The following is a 14,682-nucleotide window of genomic DNA, read 5'->3' on the forward strand; positions in this document are numbered from 1 at the left end:
AGAAGAAGCCCAACTGCTCTTTCAAGTGATTGCTGCAAGTTACGAACGACGAAGCCTCATCATTACGACCAATCTCGAATTCTCCAAGTGGGGAGGCATCTTCACCGACGACCAGATGGCTGCGGCGATGATTGACCGTCTTGCTCATCACGGACAGCTCATTGTTTTTGAAGGAGAAAGTTACCGCCTTAAGCACGCATTAATGCGTCAAAAGTGACCGATTAACTGGAAATTCCACAGGGAATTTCATGATAAAACCAGGGAATTCCTGATGATAAAACCAGGGAAAAACCGATGATTATACCAGGGAAAAGCTGTTGATAAAACCAGGGAATTTCACTTGACAAAACACATGCCAAGCTATTATACAGGGGGGATCAGAAGTCATTACCCCTGGATTAATTCATGCAGTTGCAGACAGTAGTTTGAGACTGGTACAACCCTTGTTCGAAAGAATAAGAAGAGGGGATACGGCAGCGTTAGTTGAGTATGAAGATGTAAAGCCCGATTGGACGGAATTTAACGAGTATTTAAAAGAAGTGACTCATAGAGTTTATGTACATGGTGAATTGGCTGAAGAGCATGAACGGGTCATTCAATCTAAGAAAAGGGATGAAATCTTGGCTAATCTCATACAATTTGCAAGTAAGATGGTTGACATTGAGAAGGCCGAGTTACTTTCCAGGACAGTGTTTGACGCTAGTAGTGGAATGGGGGATGTTAGCTCCATGTATCAACAATTAGCGGATCTTATATTGAAGCAAAAGCAAACCAGCACAAGAAAGAGAACGGAAAGTACGAATGCCCTGCCCAAACTTGCGAAAATTAAAAAGGAAAATCCTTTAATGAGTGAGGATGATCTTAGGTTTATTGTGAATAAGGGGGCAATCCAAGGCTTATCTGTAGAAGAATCATTATTTAAGGTTGGTGTAATTAAGATACCAACAGAATTTATCAGTTAAGGGGGATACATGGTGATTGTGTCATTTCCTATGATGTTACCTGATGAACTCTTCTCAGAGACAGATGTGAACACCTCTAGAAAAACAAACGCGGAATCCGACCCCTTGCACCACATGCTTATTCAAGAAAACGAACAAGAATTATTACGGAACTCGCTTTATTCTCTTTCCAAGCAAGCTCGCTCGTTGTTGACTTCGTTTGCTTTAGAGGATGCGACACCGGAAGAATTAGCATTTCGTTACGAAATGAATAAGAGCAATGTCTACAACATTCTCTCCCGTTCTCGAGCAAAAGCCAATGATGAGCGGTTCCGCTGTGAAGTCGATCAACATATTCGGGAACGAAGACGCCTTGGGTTACCTTCTACCCACCAATTGCAGCCTCCTTGTTATAGCCGGCCTTATGCTCTGATATCTATACTAATCGGCGAGGTACTTCGGATGGCAGGTGAGCCTGACTGGACGCTTACCAACCTGATGGGTATTTCTGGTGATGCCTTTCGTTTAAATGTTACAAATGGCTGCAACTGGCGTGGTATTTCGACGTTTGATTGGAGTTATTCGACATATCGTACATTAGAAAGATTAGGTTTAAGCGGGACTTGTTTCGGTAGACCTGGCCGGGCATCCATTTCGCCGGAACACCAAATAGATATGCTATCCACGATACAGGATACTATAGTCCGTGGCTTACCGGTAATTATCTGGAATATGGAGATTAATGAGTTCGGTTTTGTTTACGGTTATAACGATGAGGAACGCACGATCTCTTATCTTAGTTATAATCGTAAAATCCGAAAGTTCCAATACGAACAATTAGGGCGTACAGGACAAGAACCTGCCCTTTTCATAGCGGCCATACGACAACGTGTAGCCTCGCCTGCCTCCGAAAGGTAGGATCGTAAAATGTTCGATTAATTCGTCCAGTTCCCAATTTCGCTTCATGTTATCCCCTCCAAAGTAAAGTTCCTATAACAGTAAGTATCGGAATTTATCTTTCAAAATGAGTATATAGAACCCGCTAATTTTCAGCAATAGTGGATCTCATATCAGTTAAGTTCAATTTCCAAAAATATTCTCGGAACTCAGAAATCAACTAGGAACAAATATTGTAACAATCAGAAATAGTAAATACATGCATGAAATTTATGTCGAATTTTTCCATGTTCTGCCCTTAGAGATCGTGATTATTACCATTTTATTGGTATATATAACTAATTTATACATATTATGAAACTTTTCTTAGTTAGAAGGTGTCTAATCCATTGAACGGAAAATATTTCAAGAAAGTGGGTGTCGCCTATGCATTTATAGGGGTACCGCATGGAATCTGGAGGTGGTTTCTGGAAGAACGCTGAAACGATGTGGCATTCCTGGATGGGTTGCAGCGGATCGGCTCACTTGCGGCGGCCAGACAGAAAAACCATCACGGCGTGCCGTTGGCATCGCAGTAAAGCAGCCGGTCACCCAGCGCTGGCACTTCGGCTCCGGACGAACATCTAGCTCGAGCAAACCGGTATTCCTGGATGGGGCATGATAAAAGTTCTGTAAAACTTGGATGGGTTGTGGTAAGTTGAGTAATTAAATACATTAAGACCAGAGTAACCAGCCACATATTCTCTACCTGTGACTGGAGAATTAAATATAGATAAGACTTTCATTTTCTAGTCTCATCTATAACATTAAATATCTAATGATAATTAGTGAATTTTGGGAGGGTTTGTATGAAAAAGATTCTTATTTGTTTATTTGTTTTATTGCTTGCTCTACCAGTTTCAAGTGCCTTTGCTAAACTATACGTCTATGACGTAACTGCAGATAGTTTGAGTGTACGTACTGGCCCAAGTCCAGTCTATACCAAAATAGCAACCCTTTATAAGGGGGCAGATGTAGTCGAGACTTGCCAGTACAGTTCCAATGGTAGTTGTAAAGTAGATACTACTTATAATGGTGTTTCATTTAGAATGGAAAAAATGTATTATCCAGATTCAAGTGTAGGGTCATATTCTAGTCTTGTGACTGGTTGGATAGCTAGAAAAGAAGGTAGTGTTGAGTACATAAGTGTAAACAATGTTGCAAAAGTAAGCAAAACTGGTGGAACACCAAGCGATTATGGTGGTTATAACCCTAGCCTTGTTTATCCTTCTTCGACACTAGTCCCAAATGGATCTGATGTCTACTCAATTTCCCAAGATAAGATATATGCAGAAGATACTAATCCTAATGCATGGGTAATGATGAATTGGGTAGGTTCTGGTGTTAACACAGTACACATGAATGGTTGGCATTTGAATGCATATGCATATTAATAAAAGGAGGACACTAAATTGAACAAAAAATATATAATTGTTTCAAGTATCGCTTCGGTTTGCGTATTAGGCGCAATTTATATCGGATTTTTTGGTGGAAATACACAAGTTGAAGCAAGTGCTAATGAGATTGCTTCTAAAGCACTTGATACATTAAAGGTAAGCGGTGTTGAACACATTAAAACAACTTCAAAATCTAGTAAAACGGATCATTACAGAGATGTTAAAGGATCGAGAGAAGTTTCGATCGAATATGGGGCTGATGGTTCTTTAATAAAGAAGACCATTGTGGACAAGGCCGGGGAAAGGGTAACAGTTGTTGGCCCTGAGATTGATGGAAAACAGGAAGCATATACTTGGACATTACCAAAGGATATTGCTGAAGAAAATAAGGAATTATTAAAGGCCTCTTTGTTGGATGAAATAAAAAAAGAGCTCGATCAACAATCATGGACTTTTGATGCAAGTGTAAAAACTAAAGAACAGGCAATTGTTTTTAAGCAAGTAAATAAGGACAAAAATGAAAATAATGTAGTGAAAGTCTACACAGATTCTAAGACATCATTCCCAAAAAAGAAAGAAACTTATCAAGTAGTTGATCGAAGTGAGGAATTAGTTAGTACAGAGGAATATAGTATTGAGAGTGACAATGACTCAGTTTTTGACACTTCAAAAATCTCACCAAAAGAAATTCCAGCACCAGTTACAACTGAGGCAACTAAAAAGGGCAATTAAACTTTATCCATCATTAAGACATTTTTCACATATAAAGCCCGGTTTTTCCTTCGTTAAGGATCAATCGGGCTTTTATTTTTTCTTTACCTTCCTAGTTATCATTAAATAAAGCTGCGGATCAACTCCGTAGTAAAGGGACTTTACGAGAGGATTTGCTAAAGCATATGTCCCCACTGGGTTGGGAGCATATTAATTTCCTAGGCGAGTATCGTTTTGATCCAAAAGGGGTTACCACCTTAGAATCATTACGGCCGTTGAACTAAAAAGTAGAAATAAAGCCGGGTTTCACCAAGCTAAAGGTGAAACCCGGCTAATTTTATGGTCAAAATTCCTTAGCGTTGTAAATCCGCGTTTTGCTGGCGGTACCCCTTAATCGATGATTCAAACAGATCTCGGCCAACGGGTTTATCTTCTATGGAAAGGGTGGAGAAATTGCCACAAATCGCATGGAAGATCAAGAGATGTCCGTTTTATCTCTTCATCTACTGCAAAATTGCTTAGTCTAAATTAATCCCATCATGTTCCAGAACGTTTTATCGGAGAAGAAATGGTTTGATCTAATGACTCCGGAAGATTTACGTGCAGTGACACCCTTGATCTATACACACGTTAATCCATATGGAACATTCCGATTGGACATGAAGGAAGGACTTCCATTGGAAGGTGAACTAGCATGATTGAAAAACGCGTATCAGCAAAAAAGAAAGCCCGGGAACTGGCGAAGTATCTTCGCGCAGAACGACCGGACTATGCTTACTTAAAAAGTTTGGTTCAACATTTAAGAAGCGGGCTTGAATTTGAGGTTCCAAATTCATCAAAGAAGCTGCCTTACGTGCCCGCAGAGGAAGAATTAAAAAGATACTATGAAGTGGTTTGGAAGGCTAAGAATTTTTAGGACATGATGATCGTGAAAACCCTCATGTATACAGGTGTCAGGGTCAGTGAGTTAATCAGCATCAAGCTTTCGGACATCGATTTTATTTACTGCCAGATCCGGATCAACAAAGGAAAGGGGTAGCAAAGACCGCATTGTTCCATTTCCTCAGAGTTTCAAAGAGCTGCTGGCCATGCATGCAGATACGATGAAAAAGAAGCAAGCGGCCTATTTGTTTGAGTCCTCATGGAAGAAAAAGTACACAGACAGGGGAATCCGCAAGATTTTGGCCAAATATTCAGAGGAGGCCCAGTTATCTCAAAATCTGTCTCCTCATAAACTTCGTCACTTCCTTTTAACCTGGCTAAAAAAGCAAGGCATCGATGATGCGCTGATTCAACCGTATTCCGGCCATGAAAGCAGAAAGTCGTTAGAAGTTTATTCAAAGCTTGCGATTACCGATGCGCAAAATGAATATAACGAGCTCATTAATAAATTCCCAATTTAATCCATGCGTTTGCGGGTGGTGTCAGCTACGCTGGTACTACCCCGCTAGGCCATTGCAATTGGAGATTGAAAAATTTTTAGTTATATACTGACTATTACCCTAAATTGGGTGTCTATATATGTAGGAGGGAATATTTGTATATTAATATCTCGTTCGGGAGGTATATTGGCATCTAATTGTGATAAGGGTTTGTATTCTGATGTATTGCATATCTTTTTGTAAGGTGGAGGAGTGTTTTGTACCTTTTCAACGAGATCCCGTGCGATGTGTATTCAACATATGAATTTGATACTCATAAAGAGATCAAATACACTCACATGATATTAGGGGTAAATTCTCCAGATTCAGAAGATTGGAAAAGACTTAAAATAGGGGTTGAATCTGGAATAACAACGTACCTCATGGTACGGGACCCCCTATCACAAGAAGATATTAATCGCAATTTGGAAATAGGTGTGAAGAACATCACGATCAATCCTGTTTTACAAATTCTGAATGCCGTTTCGCATTCACCAGAAAACATTTTTTCGTTCTTCATGCAACCGGAGATAAAGATAGCCGAGGAATCACCTGAGCTTTTGTACATCGGCTCCAATACTTATTTTCATCCAAGGCAATATTGGGTCAAATATGAAGACTCCAAACTTGACCTGACTGAGAGGGAAGCTGCTCTGCTGCTTTTTTTTATAGAGCACGAAGGGCGGTTGATCACCAAATACATGCTTGCTGAACATCTATGGGGTGGGTTTATTCAACCCGATGGAATACCAAAAGTCGTATCTCGTCTAAAAAAAAAGCTAGGACCTGCTTGTGATCTTATCTCATCTCGGAGACTGGGCGGATTTCTATACTTACGGAGCTAGCCTGAACATAAATCAAAATAGGAGTGATTATAATTGAAGAATTTCAAACAAACATTGTCTATTGGTATCTGCGCTGTATGCTGCTTCGTCAGCTTAACTGGTGTGGCTACATTTGCAAATGAGAGTTCTTTTTCAGATGTATCACGTGATTATTGGGCATACTCCAATATTCAATGGGCTATGAACCATAATGTCATAAATGGGTACCCAGATGGCACGTTTAAGCCCAACCAAGTAGTCAGTCAAAGCGAGTGGTTTGCAATGCTTATACGAGCATTCCAACCTTCTGATTTTAAAAATGACTCGAAATCATCGGGATGGGATGCTTCTTATCAAGATTATGCTGCAAAGATAGGGTTGACATCTATCGTTTCCGACAAGAGCCACCTGACACGAGGTAATATCGCGGAGTATCTAACTGAAGCAAGCGGAAAACATTATAATACGGATGACTCTATTCAGTATATTCTCGATATTGGACTTTCCGAAGGCAAGAGCTCCAAATCGGTATCGGGATTCAAGAAAAATGATTTTGTAACCCGATCCGAAGCTATTACGTTTATCGAAAGGTTTAACCAGAAATTTAGTCAACTAAGTACTAGCCCTTCCGGCGTTGAAACCTATAAGGGTGCTGAAGATTCAAGCATATATGAAAATACGAAATATAACTTTACTTTGAAGCTTCCTGACAACTGGAAGGATAAATACGAAATAAAGGAGCAAAACAATGCTGATGCTCATATTGACAACGTAGTATTCATTAGCAAGGCAAACAAAACTTCGGGAGGAGTGCTCTTCATGATATCGATATGGTCCAAGGCTGACTGGGATGTTCAGGGGGATGATATTATGAAGAATACCCATACTATAAAACTCGCTGAACGCGGGGACAAAGTATTTACTATAACTACCCCTTCGGATGTTGAGACAGACAGTAGTAATCCTTCTGCCAAAAGTGAGTACAACAACATGTTCAATTCTATAAAGGACATTCAGAGCACATTCACTCTACAATAACGCTTACGATACGAAAAACGGTTGAGCGGAAATCCTCAACCGTTTTTCGTATGTTTTCAAATAGGATTAGTTGATTGCATACGAGGCGCTAATGTAATAGTAATTAAACGTAGATCCGAAGTTCGCAAAGGAAGCCTTTAATCTGTCATTCGTATGAGCACTGAACAGCATTGTAACACCATCGTTTGCTACGACAAACATCACGTGCGAACCGTTTGTCTCAAAAATCCAACCGCCGGCAGAGACTCCGGATTTCGTAGTTTGATAAAAGTAGCCTTTTGTATCGACCATGTATTGTTTCAAACCATTGCTAATCGACTGTCCGGTATTGACCCATGCGATCGCTTCCGGTTTCCAAGTGGTATCTACTGGTATACCGCCTGCAGAAATGGCTTGTGAGACGTAGTTTGCACAGTCAACTCCACCACTCTCTGTGTGATGAGCATATCCTGGGTTCCATTTTGATTCATTGAAGCCATTAGGTACTTCAGAAGTCCATGTGTTTGCGTAATCCCTTGCGGCAAGTCGATCATATTGAATGATAATGGATTGAGGAGTAATAACTCCTGCCGAATTTGTATTGGCTTTCATAACATTTTTTTTGTTTACAGTTATGGCATCAGTTAAATCATCTTCGCCATGTTTAGAAATTGTAGCATCTGTTGCCGGAATGAATGCTGTTGCCGGTACCCAATCCAAGAAATCCAGAAATTCTAACTTAGCATTTTTCAAATCAAGTTTGTCGTTAACAACATTTGCAGTAATCCTGAAGGAATCATTTTGTTCTTGGGCAACGCCAATATACGTGCCGATTTCTTTGGATTTGTCGTTTACAACTTGTTCTGCGTCAGTAACATTGGCGGCCTTTGCTATCTTCAGATCTGATAATTTCTTTTTCAAACCCTTTACATAAGGTACATCATCAACTGTCTTCGCCTTTAACGTCTTTGTTAAAGATATATCAACTTGCGCAGTAAGCACGTTGTTTTGAAGCGTGTAATTCCGAACAGTCAATTTAGTAGAGTTTATTGTGTAGTAAGGGACGTAAGCAGTTTTTACGAAAGACTCCACATCATTTTTAATCGCATTTTGGAGAGCATCGTCCTTCGTAGTGCTTGGTCCAGCAGAATTAGCAAAAGCTGTTGCTGACGTAAAAGTGGTCAACATCAATGCAGTTAAAAGTACTTTTTTCATTATCATAAAATGAAAATCCTCCTCATAATTTTTTTATACAATAATAAACGCTATTTATGAAAAAAACCGTAATAATTTTTGAGAATTCCACCTCCGTATGATCTATCTGACATGAATAACTTAAAGAGCTGCCTTACCCTTATTTCTCCTTTAGTGTAAGGCAATTTAGAACAACTCACTACAGGCAAACCGAGGACAAAGTGCTAGAATCTTAGAGACATATTCTTGATTTTTCTGATTTTTGCATTCAAATGGTTGGATTCTTTGTTTTTTCAACAGGGCAGCCTCATTTAGTTAACCTGGCAGGAATCTTAAAATCTATTCCTTTCCACTATGTATCAGAAATTTTATATTGAATGTATCTTAGTTTATACTCTTCCATTATGCTTTTTTCTATTGATAAATGTAATTTGCTTCCTCGCTATAGTACATGATTTGAAGTACATTGAACTAACTCAGAACAATAGTTGAATAAACCGCGATCCTCTGGCAGCATAGTCTTAGAAGATCCGTTTAGCTCATGTAAAAAGTACTTCAAAACTTATTTGTAATTCGGGTGTTAAACCGGAATATACTACTTCAAAACTTAATTTGTAAATCGATTTTGAAAGAAAAGCCAGCAAACCCTTGAGTTTGCTGGCTTCTTGCACTTCAAAACTTATTTGTCACCCAACATTTCCAACTGTTGGGTGACAAATAAGTTTTGAAGTAGACAATAAAGTCTTGAAGTGACAAATTAAGTTTTGAAGTAAGTAGGCTTTCACTCTATTGGGTGAACTCTTATTATATTTTCTTGTATTCTTAGATCTACTTTCTCTATCATTCTATTTAATTATTTCACTTAAATGAAACAGGGACAGTTGTACAAATTCTCCTTGAATAGTTTTTTGATGAGACTACTGCTCGGACAGGTATCCCACGCAATTCTACTTCTTTGATCATATATATAGAAATATGATATGAATTTAAAAGGAGGATACCTCATGGCTGTTTTAGATACTGGCCCAATTGATAACAGGGCCGTCTCGAGGACAAAACAACTGGTTATTCGGGTTTCAAACGGAGGAAGAGACCCTGCGTCCGCTGCTATCGAAGTCTACACACTTACTTCAACAGGGGAAGGATTTAGCTCCCGATCGTTATATGATCTTAGGTTCTTCTATTTGCCTCCAATCGGCTCGCCGTACAGTGTGTTCACGCATACCGCATTCGCCAATCCAGATGTTTTCGGCGTTCGCATGATTTCAAGCGGACTTGGAGGCAGCAATGTCTCCGTTACAGTCACTGAACTGGACAGCGACGGTCAAACTGTTCAGGATCGCATTCTGGAAGGTGAAGGAGCCCTGATTCCGGACTTATTATTTGCCTACAATGCCAATAATGGTGATGACACCATTACCGTCATCAATATGGAAGCTAATACCATCAACGCCACCATCCCCTTGCCCGCAGGCAGCAGTCCACTCGGCATTGCCATAACTCCTGACGGTACCCGCGCTTATGTCGCGAATTTTGGAACTGATTCCGTTTCAGTTATTGATACGGGGTCAAATACAATAATTGATACCATTTCCCTGCCGGCGGGGAGTCTACCCACCTCAATTGCCATCACGCCCGACAGCTTTCGTGCCTATGTAACCCACTTCACGGATGCCGTTTCGGTCATCGATACAGTTACAAACACACTCATTGCCACAATTCCGTTTCCTGCAGGCAGCCGACCTTTGGGGATTGCAATTACACCTGACGGTACACGGGCTTACGTTACAGATAATGGGAATAACACGGTATCTGTTATCAGCAGGCAGACCAACGTTATTATTGCAACCATCCCTTTGCTCGCAGGCAATGGTCCCAGTGGCATCGCCATCACACCAGATGGCAGCCGTTCCTACTTAACTAATCAAAACTCCGACAACGTTTCGGTGATTGATACAGGGACCAATACGGAGATCACAACCATTCCATTGGCACCTGGTGCTGTTCCCTTTGAAATCGCGATTAGCCCGGATGGGTCGAGAGCCTATGTAGCCAGCAATTTGAATCACACCGTAACTGTGATCAACTTAAGAACGAATGAAGTTATGACGGAGATTCTGACCGGCGGCCAGCCGGTTTCCGTTGACGTGACCCCAGACAATAGACGCGTTTATGTGGCAATTCAAGCCAGCAACGTCGTTTCAGTGATTGACGCAGCAAGTCAGACGGTGATAGCTGTCCTACCTGGAGGGAGTGCACCGAGATCTGTGAAGATTACTCCAATCTTGCTATTTTGATTTGAGCATCTTTCAAGCGGAAACGCTTGTTGATAGAGACCTATAGATGCATTTATGTAAAAAGTACTTCAAAACTTATATGTAAATCTGCATTTTTAGCTAGAAAAACCACTTCAAAATTTTATTTGTAAATCACTTTTATAAGAAAAGCCAGCAAACCCTTGAGTTTGCTGGCTTCTTGCACTTCAAAACTTATTTGTCACCCAACACTTTCTATTGGGTGACAAATAAGTTTTGAAGTAGACAATTAAGTTTTTAAGTAACAAATAATGTTTTGAAGTAAAACTCGAAAAACTGTGCATCATATTTTTGGTTTCCTCAATTACTGGCTGTGGTTTTTTTTAGTGAAAGGGCAGTTTACTATGATATGTGGTGTTAATCATAGAAGCGAAAGACGGCTAAAGTCGTTATATGCATAGTGAAATGTCGTCAAAACGGTAGCTAAGATGGTTGGAATCCTATATGATTTACATTGGCGTACTAATGAATAAAGACGGACTGCTGAGAGTATTCTCGGCGGTCCTTTTAGATTTCCAGAAGGGAGAGACATTAGATGGGACTGCGGCTTCCGCATATAGCATGGAATTCCATTCGGTTCAAGCTAGTAGCCGGGCTGCTCTTTGTGACAGTTCCTCTCATCACGCTACTGATCTATAATAATTTCTACAGCATTCATGTCGTACACAATCAGGTGGCGTTGTCCATCAAAAATTTAATCTCTTTGTATGAGGGGCAAATTGATACCCAACTGCAAGATGCGGATCGAAATTTGATCAGCTTAGTAACTTCGGATAATGATATCCGTTCAATGAATACTCCTAATTCGGAGGACGAATATCAGCTGGCCAAACATAGCGTTTCGGATAAACTAACTAACAATATTATTCTTTATAAATCGGTCGATGCTTTTTTTGTGTATTCACAGTCAAGGCAGGATTTGTTGGACGTTTTCAAAGCATCAGTTACATTTCAAGAGAGGGACCATGTCGAGCAATATTTACATCGTTTGCTGAGCGAACGTCCTAATCTCGCTGAGATCCGCGGTAGCGGCTGGTTTGTTCAGAAAATCGGACAAGACTATTACATGTTGCGCGTCATTCAATCGGATGATCTGTATATTGGAGCATGGGTCAACGCTAAGACACTGCTCATGCCGTTGAATCTAATTAATTTGGGCAGCGAAGGGAGCGCTCTTTTTGTAACAAATCAAGGGGAGTTGATGGTCAGCACCAATCCATTGGCTGATGAAAACATTGATTTCTCGAAAAGCTTTCAGCAGTTTTATATATCGGGAAGCAAGAATAACTTGCTAATTGTCGGGGAGCCCTCGCAAAAAGGCGACTTTAACCTGGTAGCGGTTATTCCGGATAAACAAATTTTACAAAATTTGCCTAGTTTGACGCGCATCATAGAGTTGATTTCACTTGCCTCCATTGTGCTTATACCGATAAGTCTTTTTTTTCTCCGCCACATTCTGCTCGTTCCGCTTAAACGGATGATTGCAGTTATGAGAAGGATCAATGATGGAAACGTGAACGTTCGAATCGAGTCTTATCCGGCTTCTGATGAATTTCTATTGGTCAACCAAACCTTTAACCGCATGATGTCGCAAATCGAAGAGTTGAAAATCAATGTGTACGAAGAACAGCTTAGTAAGCACAAAGTGGAGCTTCAGCACTTGCAGCTGCAGATTAACCCGCATTTTTTCATGAATTCTTTGAACATCCTGTTTAATCTGGCTCAAGTGAAAAACTACGAATTAATTCAGGAAATGACATTATGTCTTGTCCAGTATTTCAGATTCATGTTTCGAAGTAATTTGACGTTTGTTACGTTGCGGGAAGAATTGCAACATGTCCGAAACTATATCCGGATTCAGGAGCTCCGGTTTCCAAACAGCTTAACTTGTACGATCGATTCGCCCGATTTCCTGGTAAATATTCCGATCCCCCCCTTGGTGATTCAAACCTTTTTGGAAAATTCCATCAAGCACAGTGTCACGCTGGACAAACCCGTGCATATTTCCGTTGCCATCGATTTGTTGGAAACCGGACTGGAGCCCTATATCGAAATCATCATTCGCGATACTGGCAAAGGATTTTTGGAAGATGTATTAGCCGAGATTCGTTCTGGAAACCGAGTGGTCGACGAACAAGGCGAACATATTGGTATTTGGAACGTTCGTAAGCGATTGCAACTGTTATATGGAGAGCATGCGGCCATATCCTGTTACAATGGTTTCCCTAGCGGCGCTGTTATAGAAATCAAGCTTCCATATCAATCGGAAAGATAGGAAAGGGGTTCCCTAGTATGCTTCAATTATTGATTGTAGACGATGAAATTCATGCTGTTGAAGGAGTCCGGTCGGGAGTCGAGTGGCAGAAGCTTGGTATAACCGCAGTATTCTCGGCTTTTACCGTAAAACAAGCGAAAGAGCTGTTCGAAAATGAGCGAATCGATATTATGCTCTGCGATATCGAGATGCCGCAAGTATCGGGACTGGAACTGGCGGAATGGGTTATGGAACGATATCCGAGCACCGCGATGATTTTCTTGACCTGCCATGCTGATTTCAAATATGCCCAACAAGCTCTCCAGTTAGGGAGTCTCGACTACATTCTCAAGCCGATTCCTTTCGATGAGTTGGAAAAAACGATCCTCAAAGCGGTCGAGAAAATCAATAAAGATTCGGAATTAGTTGAATTCAGCCAATATGGCCAATTCTGGTTCCAACATCAACCAATGCTGATTGAGCGGTTCTGGCTGGATATCATCAACCAGACGATACCGCCCAGAGCGGAGTCAGTAAGTCGAGCCGCGGCGGATCGCAACATTCCTTATGCCGAGAAAATGACATTTGCCCCGGTGCTAATTAGTATGCAGAGATGGCACAAGCATGTGACGATGCGCGAAGAGAAGATATTGGAATATGCACTAACAAATACGGCTGAGGAAATCATTCTGGAGAACAAAAAAAACGGACAAATTATAACGTTAAACAGCGGAAGATTGCTAGCTATCTTATCTGCCGAAAGTTATTCCGACATCGAGCTGTTGTTGAAGCAATCTTGCGAACGTTACATTGACGCCTGCAGGAAGTATTTTTACTGCGATATTTCCTGTTATATTGGTGAAAAAGTACACGGTCACGAAATGTTTGAGATGGTAAAACGACTTGGTGAAAATGAGAAAAACAACGTGGCCTATAACAATAAGATTTTCCTGCTTTCCGGGGATCAATTACAACCTGTTAGTAGACAACTCCCCGACATGAGCACGTGGTCTATTATGCTGAAGGAGGGGGAGTTCGCTAAAGTATTGGAAGAAGCAACTTCTTTTTTGGATCTGTTGTTGGGGCAGAATGGCTTGGATGCCAACCTGCTCCGCCAGTTTTACCAGGATTTTCAGCAAGCGATGTATTATATGCTCCAGATGAAAGGTATTCAAGCTCACCAATTGTTTAGCAATACTATCTCGCTGGAGTTTTCCGCAAACGCGACCCGCTCGGTAACCGATCTGATCGCATGGATGAACCACGTTGTAAGCAAAGCGATGGCGTATGTGAACACAGTTGAACAATCTTTCAGTGTTGTCCAAAGAGTTATTAGCTACATTAAGCAGCATATTGCAGAAGACTTGTCGAGGGAAGAGATTGCGAATCACGTGTTTTTGAATCCGGACTATTTGACCCGGATCTTTAAAAAGGAAACGGGCATGGCCGTATCGGATTATCTGTTTCACGAACGGCTCAAGATTGCCCAGAAACTGCTTGCGAAAACCGATATGCCGATCAGCGCCGTGGCATCGCATATCGGGTATGCGAATTTCTCCCATTTCTCCCGGATGTTCAAGAAGCATAACGACCTGAATCCGATTGAATACCGCCAACTGCACCAATCACTTCAAAGTGAAAGGTAGTCGGCAAATGCACAGCGAAAAGTCGT

Annotated in this window: 14 protein-coding genes and 2 pseudogenes; 15 read left to right on the top strand and 1 reads right to left on the bottom strand. The window is 40.9% G+C overall.

Annotated elements, in window-relative coordinates; translation table 11 throughout:
- Positions 1-13 precede the first annotated feature (13 nt).
- The 12 genes and pseudogenes from G519_RS0122705 (at position 14) to G519_RS0122745 (ending at position 7,268) form a co-directional block, all read left to right on the top strand.
- On the top strand, positions 14-217 hold the full coding sequence (locus tag G519_RS0122705) for an ATP-binding protein (protein ID WP_409371982.1): 204 nt from the start codon (positions 14-16) through the stop codon (positions 215-217).
- A gap of 208 nt (positions 218-425) precedes the next feature.
- A complete protein-coding gene (locus G519_RS0122710) occupies positions 426-962 on the top strand; it encodes a hypothetical protein (RefSeq protein WP_154669602.1) in 537 nt (178 codons plus the stop codon).
- Between the two features lie 9 nt (positions 963-971).
- Entirely contained in the window at positions 972-1,859 is an 888-nt protein-coding gene (locus tag G519_RS0122715; protein WP_029196658.1) for a sigma-70 RNA polymerase sigma factor region 4 domain-containing protein, read from the top strand.
- Between the two features lie 426 nt (positions 1,860-2,285).
- Complete coding sequence (locus G519_RS0122720; RefSeq protein ID WP_029196659.1) at positions 2,286-2,465, top strand: hypothetical protein; 180 nt, start codon at positions 2,286-2,288, stop codon at positions 2,463-2,465.
- 221 nt (positions 2,466-2,686) lie between these two features.
- Positions 2,687-3,271 (top strand): SH3 domain-containing protein, encoded by a 585-nt coding sequence (locus G519_RS0122725; RefSeq protein ID WP_029196660.1) that lies wholly within the window; start codon positions 2,687-2,689, stop codon positions 3,269-3,271.
- Positions 3,272-3,289: 18 nt separating this feature from the next.
- A complete protein-coding gene (locus tag G519_RS0122730; protein ID WP_029196661.1) occupies positions 3,290-4,006 on the top strand; it encodes a hypothetical protein in 717 nt (238 codons plus the stop codon).
- Positions 4,007-4,107: 101 nt separating this feature from the next.
- Positions 4,108-4,269: pseudogene (locus G519_RS50405) on the top strand (Tn3 family transposase); the annotation flags it as partial.
- A 129-nt stretch (positions 4,270-4,398) separates the two neighbouring features.
- Positions 4,399-4,683 (top strand): annotated as a pseudogene (locus tag G519_RS49170) (Tn3 family transposase); the annotation flags it as partial.
- The gene (locus G519_RS52290) at positions 4,680-4,901 is read left to right on the top strand and encodes a hypothetical protein (RefSeq protein WP_244280181.1); all 222 of its coding nucleotides are present in this window, start codon (positions 4,680-4,682) and stop codon (positions 4,899-4,901) included. The pseudogene G519_RS49170 and the gene G519_RS52290, both read left to right, overlap by 4 nt.
- A 172-nt stretch (positions 4,902-5,073) precedes the next feature.
- Positions 5,074-5,388 (top strand): site-specific integrase, encoded by a 315-nt coding sequence (locus G519_RS52295; RefSeq protein WP_244280182.1) that lies wholly within the window; start codon positions 5,074-5,076, stop codon positions 5,386-5,388.
- Positions 5,389-5,654: 266 nt separating this feature from the next.
- Positions 5,655-6,251: a winged helix-turn-helix domain-containing protein gene (locus tag G519_RS44100; protein ID WP_154669603.1), complete on the top strand. Its 597-nt coding sequence runs from the start codon at positions 5,655-5,657 to the stop codon at positions 6,249-6,251.
- A 33-nt stretch (positions 6,252-6,284) separates the two neighbouring features.
- The gene (locus tag G519_RS0122745) at positions 6,285-7,268 is read left to right on the top strand and encodes an S-layer homology domain-containing protein (protein WP_029196662.1); all 984 of its coding nucleotides are present in this window, start codon (positions 6,285-6,287) and stop codon (positions 7,266-7,268) included.
- A 66-nt stretch (positions 7,269-7,334) separates the two neighbouring features.
- Here the strand turns inward: G519_RS0122745 and G519_RS0122750 are convergent, their stop codons facing one another.
- Positions 7,335-8,468: an amidase domain-containing protein gene (locus G519_RS0122750; protein ID WP_029196663.1), complete on the bottom strand. Its 1,134-nt coding sequence runs from the start codon at positions 8,466-8,468 to the stop codon at positions 7,335-7,337.
- Between the two features lie 977 nt (positions 8,469-9,445).
- Here G519_RS0122750 and G519_RS44105 point away from each other — a divergent pair.
- From G519_RS44105 to G519_RS0122765, 3 genes are all read left to right on the top strand, one after another.
- Positions 9,446-10,738, top strand: a complete 1,293-nt coding sequence (locus tag G519_RS44105) for a beta-propeller fold lactonase family protein (RefSeq protein WP_051253601.1) — start codon at positions 9,446-9,448, stop codon at positions 10,736-10,738.
- 553 nt (positions 10,739-11,291) lie between these two features.
- On the top strand, positions 11,292-13,031 hold the full coding sequence (locus G519_RS0122760) for a sensor histidine kinase (protein WP_029196664.1): 1,740 nt from the start codon (positions 11,292-11,294) through the stop codon (positions 13,029-13,031).
- Positions 13,032-13,048: 17 nt separating this feature from the next.
- On the top strand, positions 13,049-14,656 hold the full coding sequence (locus G519_RS0122765) for a response regulator (RefSeq protein ID WP_029196665.1): 1,608 nt from the start codon (positions 13,049-13,051) through the stop codon (positions 14,654-14,656).
- Positions 14,657-14,682: the final 26 nt, after the last annotated feature.

The sequence above is a fragment of the Paenibacillus alginolyticus DSM 5050 = NBRC 15375 genome (genome assembly GCF_000422905.1).
Classification (GTDB): domain Bacteria; phylum Bacillota; class Bacilli; order Paenibacillales; family NBRC-103111; genus Paenibacillus_E; species Paenibacillus_E alginolyticus.